The organism is Mucilaginibacter terrae, from assembly GCF_042679325.1.
In the GTDB taxonomy this organism is placed as follows: Bacteria; Bacteroidota; Bacteroidia; order Sphingobacteriales; family Sphingobacteriaceae; genus Mucilaginibacter; species Mucilaginibacter terrae.
In genome coordinates, this window is the sequence record NZ_JBHTMJ010000001.1 from 161,555 (window position 1) to 174,762 (window position 13,208).

The 13,208-nt window shown below is 41.1% G+C and carries 14 protein-coding genes; 8 read left to right on the forward strand and 6 right to left on the reverse strand.

Features of this window, described 5'->3' with window-relative positions; translation table 11 throughout:
• Window positions 1-92: 92 nt before the first annotated feature.
• Together ACFQ3S_RS00615 and rpoN are read right to left on the reverse strand one after the other, a co-directional pair.
• Complete coding sequence (locus ACFQ3S_RS00615) at window positions 93-617, reverse strand: DUF892 family protein (RefSeq protein ID WP_377160140.1); 525 nt, start codon at window positions 615-617, stop codon at window positions 93-95.
• Window positions 618-1,076: 459 nt separating this feature from the next.
• Window positions 1,077-2,552, reverse strand: a complete 1,476-nt coding sequence (gene rpoN / locus ACFQ3S_RS00620) for an RNA polymerase factor sigma-54 (protein ID WP_377160142.1) — start codon at window positions 2,550-2,552, stop codon at window positions 1,077-1,079.
• Between the two features lie 166 nt (window positions 2,553-2,718).
• Between rpoN and mscL the strand changes: the two genes are divergently transcribed.
• The gene (gene mscL, locus ACFQ3S_RS00625) at window positions 2,719-3,108 is read left to right on the forward strand and encodes a large conductance mechanosensitive channel protein MscL (RefSeq protein ID WP_377160144.1); all 390 of its coding nucleotides are present in this window, start codon (window positions 2,719-2,721) and stop codon (window positions 3,106-3,108) included.
• Here the strand turns inward: mscL and ACFQ3S_RS00630 are convergent.
• Complete coding sequence (locus tag ACFQ3S_RS00630) at window positions 3,105-3,971, reverse strand: ChaN family lipoprotein (RefSeq protein ID WP_377160146.1); 867 nt, start codon at window positions 3,969-3,971, stop codon at window positions 3,105-3,107. The two genes, mscL and ACFQ3S_RS00630, sit on opposite strands and share 4 nt — an antisense overlap.
• 139 nt (window positions 3,972-4,110) lie before the next feature.
• Here ACFQ3S_RS00630 and rpmH point away from each other — a divergent pair, with 139 nt between their 5' ends.
• The 4 genes from rpmH to tsaB all read left to right on the forward strand — a co-directional run bounded on the left by rpmH (window position 4,111) and on the right by tsaB (window position 5,657).
• Window positions 4,111-4,269: a 50S ribosomal protein L34 gene (gene rpmH, locus ACFQ3S_RS00635; RefSeq protein ID WP_188415801.1), complete on the forward strand. Its 159-nt coding sequence runs from the start codon at window positions 4,111-4,113 to the stop codon at window positions 4,267-4,269.
• A 72-nt stretch (window positions 4,270-4,341) separates the two neighbouring features.
• Entirely contained in the window at window positions 4,342-4,743 is a 402-nt protein-coding gene (locus ACFQ3S_RS00640; protein WP_377160148.1) for a ribonuclease P protein component, read from the forward strand.
• Window positions 4,718-4,960: a membrane protein insertion efficiency factor YidD gene (gene yidD / locus ACFQ3S_RS00645; RefSeq protein WP_377160150.1), complete on the forward strand. Its 243-nt coding sequence runs from the start codon at window positions 4,718-4,720 to the stop codon at window positions 4,958-4,960. The genes ACFQ3S_RS00640 and yidD overlap by 26 nt, the downstream gene beginning before the upstream one ends.
• A gap of 10 nt (window positions 4,961-4,970) precedes the next feature.
• Window positions 4,971-5,657, forward strand: a complete 687-nt coding sequence (gene tsaB / locus ACFQ3S_RS00650) for a tRNA (adenosine(37)-N6)-threonylcarbamoyltransferase complex dimerization subunit type 1 TsaB (RefSeq protein ID WP_377160152.1) — start codon at window positions 4,971-4,973, stop codon at window positions 5,655-5,657.
• A gap of 199 nt (window positions 5,658-5,856) precedes the next feature.
• On the opposite strand, the gene ACFQ3S_RS00655 is transcribed toward tsaB, so the two are convergent.
• Together ACFQ3S_RS00655 and ACFQ3S_RS00660 are read right to left on the reverse strand one after the other, a co-directional pair.
• The gene (locus tag ACFQ3S_RS00655; protein WP_377160153.1) at window positions 5,857-7,281 is read right to left on the reverse strand and encodes a DUF5723 family protein; all 1,425 of its coding nucleotides are present in this window, start codon (window positions 7,279-7,281) and stop codon (window positions 5,857-5,859) included.
• 82 nt (window positions 7,282-7,363) lie between these two features.
• On the reverse strand, window positions 7,364-8,941 hold the full coding sequence (locus ACFQ3S_RS00660) for a hypothetical protein (protein WP_377160155.1): 1,578 nt from the start codon (window positions 8,939-8,941) through the stop codon (window positions 7,364-7,366).
• A 90-nt stretch (window positions 8,942-9,031) separates the two neighbouring features.
• Here ACFQ3S_RS00660 and ACFQ3S_RS00665 point away from each other — a divergent pair, with 90 nt between their 5' ends.
• Window positions 9,032-9,418, forward strand: a complete 387-nt coding sequence (locus tag ACFQ3S_RS00665) for a DUF423 domain-containing protein (protein WP_377160157.1) — start codon at window positions 9,032-9,034, stop codon at window positions 9,416-9,418.
• 1 nt (window position 9,419) lies between these two features.
• The gene (priA, locus tag ACFQ3S_RS00670; RefSeq protein WP_377160159.1) at window positions 9,420-11,906 is read left to right on the forward strand and encodes a replication restart helicase PriA; all 2,487 of its coding nucleotides are present in this window, start codon (window positions 9,420-9,422) and stop codon (window positions 11,904-11,906) included.
• A gap of 3 nt (window positions 11,907-11,909) precedes the next feature.
• Here the strand turns inward: priA and ACFQ3S_RS00675 are convergent, their stop codons facing one another.
• On the reverse strand, window positions 11,910-12,239 hold the full coding sequence (locus ACFQ3S_RS00675; protein WP_377160161.1) for a hypothetical protein: 330 nt from the start codon (window positions 12,237-12,239) through the stop codon (window positions 11,910-11,912).
• A gap of 188 nt (window positions 12,240-12,427) precedes the next feature.
• Here ACFQ3S_RS00675 and ACFQ3S_RS00680 point away from each other — a divergent pair, with 188 nt between their 5' ends.
• Entirely contained in the window at window positions 12,428-13,084 is a 657-nt protein-coding gene (locus ACFQ3S_RS00680) for a protein-L-isoaspartate(D-aspartate) O-methyltransferase (protein WP_377160163.1), read from the forward strand.
• Window positions 13,085-13,208: the final 124 nt, after the last annotated feature.

The following is a 13,208-nucleotide window of genomic DNA, read 5'->3' on the forward strand; positions in this document are numbered from 1 at the left end:
AAAACAACCCGATCGAAAATTGTTTGATCGGGTTGTTTAAAAGCCTTGACTTAGTTGCGCAACAGCCACATTGTTGTTAAAGGCTTTTTACATTATATTGCGTTTTTGCTTTCCCGTGTTACGTATTCGTCTGCTATCATTACAAATAGCTTATCATTATCGCTCGATTCGTCTAAGCTTTCTAACAGCAATTGTTCTACCTCTGCGTTGCCCATTGTTCCGGCTAAAATTTTAAGCATACGGTAGGAAGTAATGTTAATATGCTCCAGTAACTGCAGGTACAGTATAATATCTATATCGTTCAGTAAACATGTTTCTACTTCATATTCCTGCGGTTCAAAAGCATCCTTGAACATGGCAATAATTGGCACACAATTTTCTGGAGCAGGCTTGGCATTTAATAGCTCATAAATTTTTTGTATTCGCTTTACTTGTTTGCCTACATCTTCCCAAACTTCTTGCATGCCTTGCTTTAGTTTTTTAAAGGAAGATAGTTCGTTAAGGTCGGGTAAATGTTTGTGAAGGTACTGTTTACCATAATACACTCTGTTCAGGTGATGAACAAAATGTTCTTTAAGTAATTCGGGGCTGGCTGAGTTCATTGTGGTAGAATTCATATAGTAAAGTAAGTTATTATTAAGCGTGATAGCAATTGTTTTGGCAAAATAAACGTGTGATTAACTGCTAATTAAAACCATCTCATATAATGATTGTAAATAAATTTATGCAAGAAGCAAATTTTGACGATTTGGATTTTAATCAGAAAAGTGCCCAAGAAGCTTTTTAAATTGGGTAGATTTTTACGACACCAGTGATTTATTTAACATGCTGGTTATACCCTGAATGATACTTGTTTTGTTGTAACTAATAACCAACACCTATATAAACGGGTACATACCTGCAAAGATCCTGATTGTTGTGAACAACAAAACATTAGCCTCGATGAAGAACGGTAAAAAGGGTAGGTGCCGCTATACAAGTTGCTTCTCCAAGGGCTGGTCAGTTTAAAAAAGTATAATTCGAAGACAACTCAGCTTTTCATCGCTTCTCGAGATCTCAAGCTCCCTCAACTAAAATTACAACTCCTTACGTAAACGGGCAACCGGTATATTCATTTGTTCGCGGTATTTAGCTACAGTACGTCGGGCAATATTATAACCTTGCTCTTTCAGGATATCCGTTAGCTTTTCATCAGCCAGCGGGTGGCGTTTGTCTTCGCCGCCAATATGCTCTTCCAGTATCTTTTTAACTTCTTTGTTCGATACTTCTTCACCGCTTTCGGTTTGAATGGCTTCTGAGAAGAATGATTTGAGCAGGAAAGTACCAAACTCGGTTTGCACGTACTTAGAGTTAGCCACACGCGATACCGTAGAAATATCCATACCAATACGGTCGGCAATATCTTTCAGGATCATAGGGCGCAGGTTTTTTTCATCGCCGGTTAAAAAAAACTCATATTGGTATTGCATTATGGCATTCATGGTCTTCAGCAACGTTTGCTGGCGTTGCTTAATGGCATCAATAAACCATTTAGCCGAATCGAGTTTTTGTTTAACGAACTGTACGGCTTCTTTCATTTTTTTATCGCGCTGCGATGCCTTATCATAATGCTCGAACATTTCCTGGTAGGAGCGGCTTACACGCAGTTCGGGGGCGTTTTTAGAGTTAAGGGTAAGTATAAGCACGCCATCGTTATTGCTGATGTGAAAATCGGGTATAACCTGATGCTGCTTGGTATTAACTTCGTTAGAGTCGCCTGGCTTAGGATTAAGTTTCAAGATCTCGTTCACCACACCTCGCAACTCTATAGAGTTCATATTGAGTGATTTTTCCAGCTTATCGTAATGCTTACGGGTAAACTCGTCCAGGTAATGTTCTACAACAAGGGTAGCTTTTTTAATAATAGGATCGTGTATATCTTTACGGCGTAGCTGGATCAGTAAACACTCCTGTAATGTGCGGGCACCTACACCTGGGGGGTCAAAACTCTGAATTATTTTCAGCATTTCTTCCACCTCATCATCCTCGGCCATTACATTTTGTGAAAAAGCCAGGTCATCAGTTAACGACATAATGGGCCTGCGCAGATAACCATCATCATCTAAACTGCCTATAATTTGCTGACCAATACGAAAATCTTTATCATCCAGCGGCAGCAGATCAAGCTGGGCCTGCAGGTTTTCAAAAAACGAACTCTGGATAGCTATAGGCATTTCCTTGCGCTCTTCCTCATCATCACCGTTTTGGTCGTAGCGCGAACCATACTCGTTCAGGTTGTCGTCTTGCAGGTAATCGTCTATATTAAATTCGTCATATTCGTTATTTTCTTCACTGCTCGCTGAGTAATCATCTTCCGGGTCGCGGTCGGGGTATTGCTCCTCGGGCTCGCTCATGTTGGTTAAGCTCAGATCTTCAAGCGCAGGGTTTTCCTCCAATTCTTCTTTTATACGGGTATCGAGCGATACAGTGGGTACCTGTAACAGCTTAATAAATTGAATTTGCTGGGGCGATAGCTTTTGTAAAAGTTTTTGTTGAAGGTTCTGTTTTAACATATCGGTAGACTACGCCAAAAATACATCAATAGCGTTATTAAACAAAAAGTAAAATGAGTTAGATTTATAGTTAATACCTGCGTATCAAAATTTGTTTTTTAGAAACAAAAATTTTGATACGCAGGCATAATTGTTAATTTAGCATGATTAACAATATACTTACACCATGTCTATCTTAAAAGAGTTTAAAGAGTTTGCCGTAAAAGGCAATGTGTTAGATTTAGCCGTTGCTGTAGTTATAGGTGCTGCTTTCAATAAGATAATAGGTTCCTTAGTTGAAGATATAATCACACCAGCTATACTAACACCGGCTTTAAAGGCAGCCAATTTATCCAATCTTAGTCAATTGGTAATACCTGGTACAGCAATTAAATACGGGAATTTTCTCTCTCAAATAATTTCTTTCGTCATAGTGGCATTTTCGCTATTTATAGTGATCAAAGCCATTAATCGTTTTAATAAAAAAGAAGCTGTAGCACCAACAGTAATACCTGCACCAAGTAAGGAAGAAGTTTTATTAACCGAAATACGCGATATTTTAGCCAGCAAGGCTTAAAAGCTTTTACGCAGCGTACCGTTGGTTATAATAATATAGTTATTGCTTTTGCTGTATTTGCTCCAGTCAACGTCGTTGAACTTTTCGTTGGAAAACGCAGCAACGTTAATAACACGTGCGGCCGGGGCATATATTAGGAGCTGGGCAGCAGCGCCCAATTTGTCTTCGCTATGAAAACCGCCGTTTACCTGCATAATTTTGCTACCCGGATGAGCCGTAAAATGTTTGGCAATTGACCAGGCCATAGTTGCATCCCATAAATTTTGCGATTGGTAAATATTCATACCCCCCATGTTGGCGTGGCCGCCCATAAGGTTCACAAACTTGTTGTAGTAGGCACCTGTGGCGGTATCAATGGGCAAAGGTGGGAGATAAGTTTTAGCCACAGCATCAAGTTGATCCAGGCTTTTTAGCGTAAGGCGGGTAACGCGGTTGGTATAGCGGGCGGGCGCATTAGCAGCAATAACAGGCAATTGCATTTGCTTCGCCAGTTCAACCATAGGGCGGTAATCTTTATAGTTGTTCCAGGCACGGGCATCGCTAACCAGGTTTTTTTCTCTAATGAGGTTGGCCAGGTATTCATTAACAATAGGTTGAGTATCGGTTTCAAACATTTCTAATGATAGCACAGCTTTGGTTTGATACTTTTGAACCAGTTTGGTAAACAGGGCCAGTTCAATAGCATGTCCAACCGAATCATTATGCTCTTCGCCGTAAAAAAGCACATCGGCTTTAACCATGTCGTTTATAATATCATCGAGCGTGGCCGGCTTTTGGGTGGCGGTGTTATATATTTTATAATTGTTTTGTGCTGTGCTCAAAAACGGAAGCAACAGGAAATAGAGGAGCGTAATTAGTTTCATATATAATGGCTTGCGCTACTAAAATACGCGCTAATCTTCTTAAAAGTAAATAGTAATTATTATATTTGAAATCTTAAAAATAAACGCTAAATTTGCACTCCCGTTTTTAAGGAATAACGAATACTACAATATAACAATCATGAAAAGAACGTTTCAGCCGTCTCAACGTAAAAGAAGAAACAAACACGGTTTCCGTGAGCGCATGTCTACTGCTAACGGCAGAAGAATCTTAGCTGCCAGAAGAGCTAAAGGTAGATCAAGATTATCAGTTTCTGACGAGCGTCGTCATAAAGCATAATACAGGTTGCTTACTCCGGTAATGGGGTTGGTGCCGTTATTTTAATTTATCGGTTTGCCAGTATAAGCATTCATGTACACTTTTAAGAAGGAAGAACGGCTATGTAACAAAAGGCTTTTAGAACAGCTTTTTGGTAGCGGTTCTTCCTTTTTGTGCTATCCGTTCAGGGTATCATGGGTTAAAAATATTAATACTCAGCCAGCTGTTGTACAGGTAGTTTTTTCGGTTACAAAAAAGAGATATAAGCGTGCGGTAGACCGCAACCTGATTAAGCGCCGCACCCGCGAAGCCTATCGCCTGCATAAGCAGGAACTGCTTTATCAACATTTGCAAGAGCAAAATACACACGTTATTCTATCAATTAACTATATTGGTAAAGAGATAAACGACTTTGCATTAATAGATAAAAAGATGGTTAAATTGTTGACACAATTAAGTGAACAGATCCATGCAAGCCATCTTAAAACTATTTAATGCGGGGTTGAGCGCGCTGTTTTTGGCGCTTATTAAAATTTACCAGGTTGTATTATCGCCGGTTTTGGGCGCTTCTTGCCGTTTTACGCCCACCTGTTCGCATTATGGTGTGGAAGCTATTAAAAAGCATGGACCTTTTAAAGGCGGATGGTTAACTTTAAAACGTATTGGCCGCTGCCATCCCTGGGGTAGCCACGGGCACGATCCGGTACCATAAAATAAATGATATGAGTTTACTGCTGCAAATAGAAACCGCTACTACAGCCTGTTCGGTTGCCTTGGTGCAACACGGTAATGTACTTGCTGTAAAAGAGTTGAACCAACGCAATATACACGCCGGGGTAATTACCGTTTTTATTGAAGAGATATTTGCCCGGGCAGGTAAAACCTACGCCAATGTAGATGCTATTGCCGTAAGCAGTGGACCAGGCTCGTACACTGGTTTGCGTATTGGTGTATCAACAGCTAAAGGTTTATGTTTTGGTTTAGATAAACCCCTGGTATCCGTAGAAACCCTACAGGCCATGGCCGATGGTATGGCCCAACAAATTACAGAAGATAACATTTTGCTTTGCCCCATGATAGATGCCCGTAGAATGGAGGTTTATACCGCTTTGTTCGATAGCAAAGGCAAACGCATCCGTCCAACATCGGCCGAGATTATTGACGAGCATAGTTTCGGCGATCTGCTTATTAATCAAAAAATATTATTTTTTGGCGATGGGGCTGCCAAGTGTAAGGAAGTTTTAAGCCAATATGCTAACGCCTGTTTTGATACTGTTTTTGAAAATTCGGCAACACACCTTACTAAAGGAGCCACTTTGGGTTTTGATGCACAGCGGTTTGAAGATGTAGCGTATTACGAACCGTTTTACTTGAAAGATTTTATTGCCGGGAAGAAGGCGGGTGCTTAGTGGTGAAATTTAGTTTTGATAAAGTTAAATTAGGTTTGAAGGACGTTATAACTATAGTTGCTGTTAGTATGAGCCTGTAGGAGACTTAACAAGCAGACATGTATTCGGCAGGCTCATACTTACAGCGGTCAATTAATTAACTGATTGTATCGGTGATTAAAATTTTCCCACCCGGGAAGAATTTAGGCGTGGCTACCTTTTATTTATTAAACGCGCTATTCCAGGCACGGCCAAGCGGGCCTTGTTCTGAGCCGTTATAATAGTAACTTTCGTTTTTCCAGCGTTCTATACGCTTGCCAAATTTAAAAGAGAAGCCCAGGTAAATATTTCCACCCGAGTGCGACATGCTTTTAGTTATTGCGCTCTCATCATTGCCGGAGGCATTGTATAGATTAAGTGTTTTACCTAATTGTTCACTACCTACAAAAAATTCAAAGTTCGGGCTTTTGTACATGAGCTGCAACCCCATATCAAACAGTTTATCCTCATTATATAAGCCACTTATGGAGGTTCCGAATCCGCCAAAGTCTAATTGATTTACCAAAGCCATGGCAGCACCCGAACCATAAATTTGTTGGGATATTATAGCGGTTGGTAAATAAGTAATGGAGCCGAACATGAACTTTTTAGCCGCCGAAAACTCGGCACGGCCCACAATTGGTTTTACGAAGGCTCCGGTTTGAGGCTTTCTTTCAAATAACGTAGTTAAAGCATTGGTTACATTAGTTTCGCGTTGAGGGGTTGATAAGCCCTCAATACGCACAGGAGGTACGCCATTGCCGAAAGAATAAGTAGTAGCATCGGCCCCCCAGCGTATAAACCCCAAATCTTTAATATTACCCTGCATAATAATACCGGCCGGGCCAATCAATGTAGCACCCAAACTTATTGCCGCGCCAGGATGATCTAAGGAGGGGAGAAGGTCGCGTTTACTGAGCTGACCCAAAGCATATGTACTTTGAAATACACCACGCATAGCCAGGTTGGCAGCATCATTTTGCCGGTCGAAATTAATGTTCGATTGTACGATATTGATTTTTTGATAAGCTATACCTGATAGTGCGCTAAGCTTAACACCAAATGAGAGTGTGCGCGTCACCTTTTCGCGGTAGGTTATGCTAAACTGATGAAAGGATTCATAAAATGCTTTACTGTTAAAAATGTCACTGTAGTTGTTTTGCGTGAATTTTCCAAGCCCGTTCAATAAAGCAATCGTTTCATCGGTAACCTGTCCGCGCCCGTTGGCTTTAATCTGGTAAGATAAACCTACTTCCTGTTTGCCACTTAAACTGGTAAACATTTTAAGTATCCCAACATATACATTTACGTTAGCCAAAACATTATTATATTGGTTTTGGCCAACGGTAACGGCACCGTTATCGTACCTGCCCAAAAACAACCGGGATTTTAAGGTGTATTGCGCATTACCCTGCAGGTATGTGTTTAAAGTAAAGTTAGGGATAATATTAAGGGCGAATTGCCTGCTGGAGTCGGGTATAAAGGCGGCCTGCGACGGGTTTTCGAACGAATCGTACAAGGTACCGGTATTGTATTGGGCAAAACGCTGAGCATAACCCGGTAAGCTAATGGAAATTAGCACTATACAAATCAGTAATTTATTCATTAGGGGTAGCAAATAATTAGTATGGATATAGACCTAATATTTATGGAATTATTACATTCAAGCATTTATATATAAATGCTGATTACTTCTTTACGGAAACAGTGTCGGGCATATTTAGTTTGAGGCATAAGTTAGTGTAAAATTCCTGGTCGGAACCCGATAGCTGATAAGCGGCGGCATAATAGCTCTTAAAACCTGGTTGTTGCAGGTAGATTTTAGCATACGCAGGTTTTAAGGCGCGTTTAAATACATTGCCCGCATTTTTAAAATGCACAAAAAAGCAAATATTGCTTTGTTGTGCCAGCAGGTTATTAAATTCAATATATTCATCGCCTTTACTCAAAAAGGCGTTGTTCAGATAGTTTTCCTTGTAATTGCTTAGTTCGCGCGGGGTATTGGCCAAAATGAGATAATTATCTAATATCATATAGTACGGCTTACGAAACGGGGCCATAACATCACCCAATAAAAATAAAGGTACCTGGTTGTAGTTAAACTGGCCTGTCTCCTCATCAAGCATAGTACTAATGTTGTTAAAAAGAGGTTTTAGCAATGCACCGTTCTTCACTTTAATTATGCCCAGTCTTTCTTGAAAGCGGGTAGTTACAACTGCAAATTCATTATCAACCAAGTTGTTAAATTCCTTATCAATCTGCACACCGGTTTCTGTTTTGATCTGGTTAAAGAGCTTAACGGCATCTTTGCTTAATCCCGTTTTTTTTTGCCAGTTACTTATCAGGCTTAAAAAACGTTTTACATTATCAACAGCATAATCGTTAGAAAAAGCAGTAGTAATCGGAAAAATATTCTTCAAATCATTCTTTACCGGTTTCATACCGGTAAACAGGCTCATGTAGCTAAATACTTTCTTGTCGAGCGTAGTAAAGCCGTTGAACATTAATGCATCGCTTTTATAGTTTAAGCTTAACGCTGTAGTAGCGGGCATTAGTTTCAATAGTTTCCATATATCGGTATTGCCGGTTTGGTATAACTGGTTGAGTAACGGGTTAAGCTGTGTATAACTCACATACAGGTTACCGAGTGTGCCGCCTTGTTGTGCTGGTAACCATACAAGGCTTGGTTTCTCATCAGAAATATAGGTTAAACCTTTTTGCAGCAGGGGCATCGAAAAGCTACCCATCCATATATCCTTGCCTTTTTCGGCCAGGAAAAAATGGCGTTTTAATGAATCGATGGTTACTTCATAGCCGTTTTTACCAGCAATGTTTATGTTTTTGACGGATACACTTGTTTTGCTTTGTTTAAACTGCGTTATGGCTTCCTGGTTTATTTGAGTTTTAGATGGAAGGGTAATCAAGTAATCGATACTATCGTTTGGTTGTGGATGAATGGATATGAAGATGTTTTGATCGCCGAAGTATGTTTTTAATACCGTATTGTTAAGAAGGGAATGATGCAATGTTTGGAGTTCGTCCATTTTTGCCTTACCTGTAATTGCGGTAAACAGGTCGCTTTTTGCATACATGTCAGAGAAGCTGCCATCGTTACTAAACTCAAATACAAATACGGCCGATAAGGGGATATTTTTTATGGCCTTGTTGGTGCGCTTACCCGGCGAATTAAGATTATTAAAATATTTAACTGTTATTACCACTGTGGCCGCCAGTAAAAGTAAGGTGATAATAATCAGTTGTTTCATAATAATTTGAATAGGGCTAATGTAGATTTTTACCTTGTGCCAATAAAGTAATACTTGCAATTGGCTAAATTAGCCCAATTATACGTTTACATGAATAAAAGAATAATTACAACCGCGGCAATATTGGGCATGCTGGCTGTTATAACCGGTGCTTTTGGTGCCCACACTCTCAAAGTCAAACTCTCTCCATTGCAATTACAAACGTGGGGAACGGCAGTACAGTATCATTTTTATCATGTTTTCGCGTTATTATTTCTGGCAACGCTTAACAGGGTAAACAGCTGCCTTACTTATGCCAGTTACTGGCTGTTTACTTTTGGTATCGTGTTTTTTTCGGGTTCGTTGTACCTGCTGGCCTGTAGCAGCATTTTGCAATGGAGGTGGTTGCAAGTTTTGGGCCCCATAACTCCTGTAGGTGGTTTGCTGTTTATTGCAGGCTGGCTTACATTGGCCCTTGCAGCCCGCAAAGAGAAATAATATGTTAGAATTTGCCGATCATCAATATACCGGACGATTAACCCTGTTTGCAGAAGTTATATTACCCTTAGCCATTTCTAAAAACTACACCTACCGCGTACCGTTAGAGTTGAACGATGCTGTGGCCGTAGGTAAAAGGGTAGTGGTGCAGTTTGGCAAAAGCAAGCTTTACACCGCAATTATTAAAGATATAACCCAGGTGGCCCCCGAAAAGTATCAGGCCAAATACCTGATGGAAGTATTGGACGACCGGCCCGTGGTTACCCAGCAGCAACTGGATTTTTGGAAATGGCTGGCCGATTATTACCTGTGCAATACAGGCGAAGTAATGGCTGCCGCATTGCCATCGGCTTTAAAGCTGGCCAGCGAAACCCGCATTATGCTCAACCCCAATGGCGAAATAGATCGTTCGGTTTTGCATGATAAGGAGTTTTTGATAGTTGACGCGCTGGATATTCAACCCATATTAAGCGTTAGCGATATTGTAAAGCTGCTAGGCCAAAAAATAGTGATGCCGGTGCTGAAGTCCATGTTTGATAAAAATATCATTCATATATCTGAAGAAGTAAGCGAACGTTATAAGCCCCGTAAGCGTAGTTACATCAGGCTTAACCCGTTGTATGATGATGCCGATATGCGTCGCGAGCTGTTTGCCGAACTGGAACGCCGTGCCCCTAAGCAGGCTGATACCTTGCTGGCTTATATAAAGCTGTCGCGTGAGCAAAAAGTAATCTCCAAAAACGATTTAATGGAAGCCAGCGGTGCCAGTACCACCGTAGTTAAGGCATTAACCGATAAAGAGATTTTTTATATAGAAGATAAAAACGTAAGCCGCTTATATTATGAAGATTTCAGTGAGTCGGCTACGTTTAAACTGAGTGATGCACAGCAGGTTGCGCTTGATGATCTACAGCAGCAGTTTAAAGAAAAGGAGGTGATACTGCTACACGGGGTAACCTCATCGGGCAAAACGGAAATCTACATCAGGCTGGTAGAAGAAGCCATTCAGGCCGGCAAACAAGTGCTATACCTGCTGCCCGAAATTGCCCTGACCACTCACGTTATTGAGCGTCTGCGCAAATATTTTGGTAACGATATTGGCGTTTACCATTCTCGTTTTAACGATAATGAGCGGGTAGAAGTTTGGCAAAAGGTGCTTAACCACGAGTACAAAGTGGTACTGGGTGCGCGTTCATCGGTATTTTTACCGTTCGATAATTTAGGGCTTGTTATTGTTGATGAAGAGCACGAAACTTCCTACAAGCAGTTTGACCCCGCACCGCGGTATAATGCCCGCGATGCTGCCATTTACCTGGCTAACCGTTACCGGGCTAAAGTACTGCTGGGCTCGGCTACGCCATCTTTCGAATCATACTTCAATGCACGTACGCAAAAGTTTGGTTTGGTGGAACTAAGTGAACGTTACGGCGGTGTGAGCCTGCCCGAAATAGAGGTGGTGAGCATTACCGAAGAAATGAAGCGCAAAAGTATGCAATCGCACTTTACCAGTGTGCTCATGCGCAATACGGAAGTGGCTTTGGCTAATAAAGAGCAGGTGATCTTGTTTCAAAACCGTCGGGGATATGCACCGATATTAATATGCCGGGTATGCGCTTTTACGCCGCGTTGTATCAATTGCGATGTAAGTTTAACTTACCATAAAAGCAGTAGCCATTTGCATTGTCATTACTGCGGCTATAAAGAAGAATCGTTAAGCACTTGTCCGGCTTGTGGTTCGGCACATTTAGAGTACAAAGGTTTTGGTACCGAAAAAATTGAAGACGAGTTACAAGTATTATTACCTGATGCCCGCATAGCCCGCATGGACCTTGATTCTACCCGTGCCCGCAACGCCTATCAAACCCTACTCAATGACTTGGAAGAAAAGCGCATCGATATTTTAGTAGGTACGCAAATGGTAGCCAAAGGACTCGACTTTTCGGATGTTACCGTTATCGGCATTATTAATGCCGATAGCCTGCTTAAATACCCCGATTACCGGGCCAACGAGCGTAGTTTTCAAATGCTGGCCCAGGTGAGCGGCAGGGCAGGGCGCAGAGGCAAACAAGGTAAGGTAGTGATACAAACCTATAACCCGCAGCACCGGGTAATTGACCAGGTGATACGTAACGATTACAAGGAACTATATTTAACCGAGATAGATGAGCGTAAAAGTTTTAAGTATCCGCCTTTTTACCGTATTATTCAAATGGATATTAAGCACAAGGATGCCGAAAAGCTTTATCATCAGGCCGAATACCTGGCAGTGGAATTACGCAAACACTTTGGCGACCGTGTTATAGGCCCCGAATACCCATTAGTAAGCCGCATCCGTAACTTTTACATCAAATCTATAATGTTGAAGTTTGAAAAGGACGGTGTATCGATTGTAAAGGTGAAAGCCATCATTCGCGAGGTGATCCTGCAGTTTCAAACCACAAAATTAAGTAAGGGCTGCATTATACAGCCCGATGTTGACCCATACTAAAATTTACCGCTTAATATCATACAGGTGCATATATTTTAATTTTTGTCCCCATCCACAAACAAAATCGGCATCCGAAACAGTGTATTCAATTTTTACGTTAATGCCGCTTTCTTTAAAGTTTTCAGGCAAATTATCGGGACTGTAGCTAACCGTGCCAACTTTAATAAGCCAGCCACAACCATCCAGTGCAGGGCTTCCGGTATTAATAACAGTTGCAATTGCTTCTAACTGGCCTGGTTTTTTGTCCTGGTAAATAATTTCCTTTTTACAAGCTGATGTAGCAATTAAGATGCACAACAAAGCTATTAGTTTAGGAAGTATAAAGTTTTTCATGTTAAAAAAAAATATTTTAAACCATACGTGCTTATGCACCCATACGTTACAGTAAGTACAAAGTTTATACCGCGTATAATAACTGTTATACAGGGAGGCTAACAGCCAAACCACTCCTATGCGGCGCGAATAACAAGTTTAAATTGTTAACGCCTAAATGGCCTTTTTAGGTTAGATTTGTAGTAGAAATGGCGTATAAATTTATAGATAATTACCGTGAAAAAGGTGCCCGCAAAAGGTTGGTGGAACTGCTCAAAAAAAAGGGGATTGAAGATGAGCAGGTGCTCCAGGCCATAAATAAAGTGCCCCGTCATTTCTTTTTCGATGAAACTTTTTGGAACCAGGCTTATAAGGATATTGCTTTCCCTATAGGCGAGGGGCAAACTATTTCGCAGCCTTACACGGTAGCCTATCAATCCGAGTTACTGCATATCGATAAAGGACAAAAGGTATTGGAGATAGGTACCGGCTGCGGTTACCAAACCTGCGTTTTGTTAGAACTGGGCGCACAGGTGTACACTATAGAAAGGCAGGAAAAACTTTATGAACGTACCATACAGGTATTGCCCTATATGGGCTACCTTCCACGTTTTTTTTTAGGCGATGGCTCTAAGGGTATTGAAAGCCATGCCCCTTACGATAAAATTATTGTTACTGCCGGCGCCCCCACCGTACCCGAAATATTATTGCGACAACTTAATGTAGGTGGCTTATTGGTAATACCCGTGGGCGACGAAAAGGAACAAAAAATGGTTACCATACTCAAGGTAGCCGAAAACGATTACGAAAAAGTAGTACTGGATACTTTTAGGTTTGTACCGTTGGTAGGCGATAAAGCGTGGTGAGGTTAGAGGCAAGAAACAAGAAACAAGAGACGAGAAACAAGAAACAACAGCAGCCAGGAAATAAGAGAAATATTTTATATACTAAATATGCTAAAGTCTTGGCTCTTGTTTCTTGTCTGCTGTG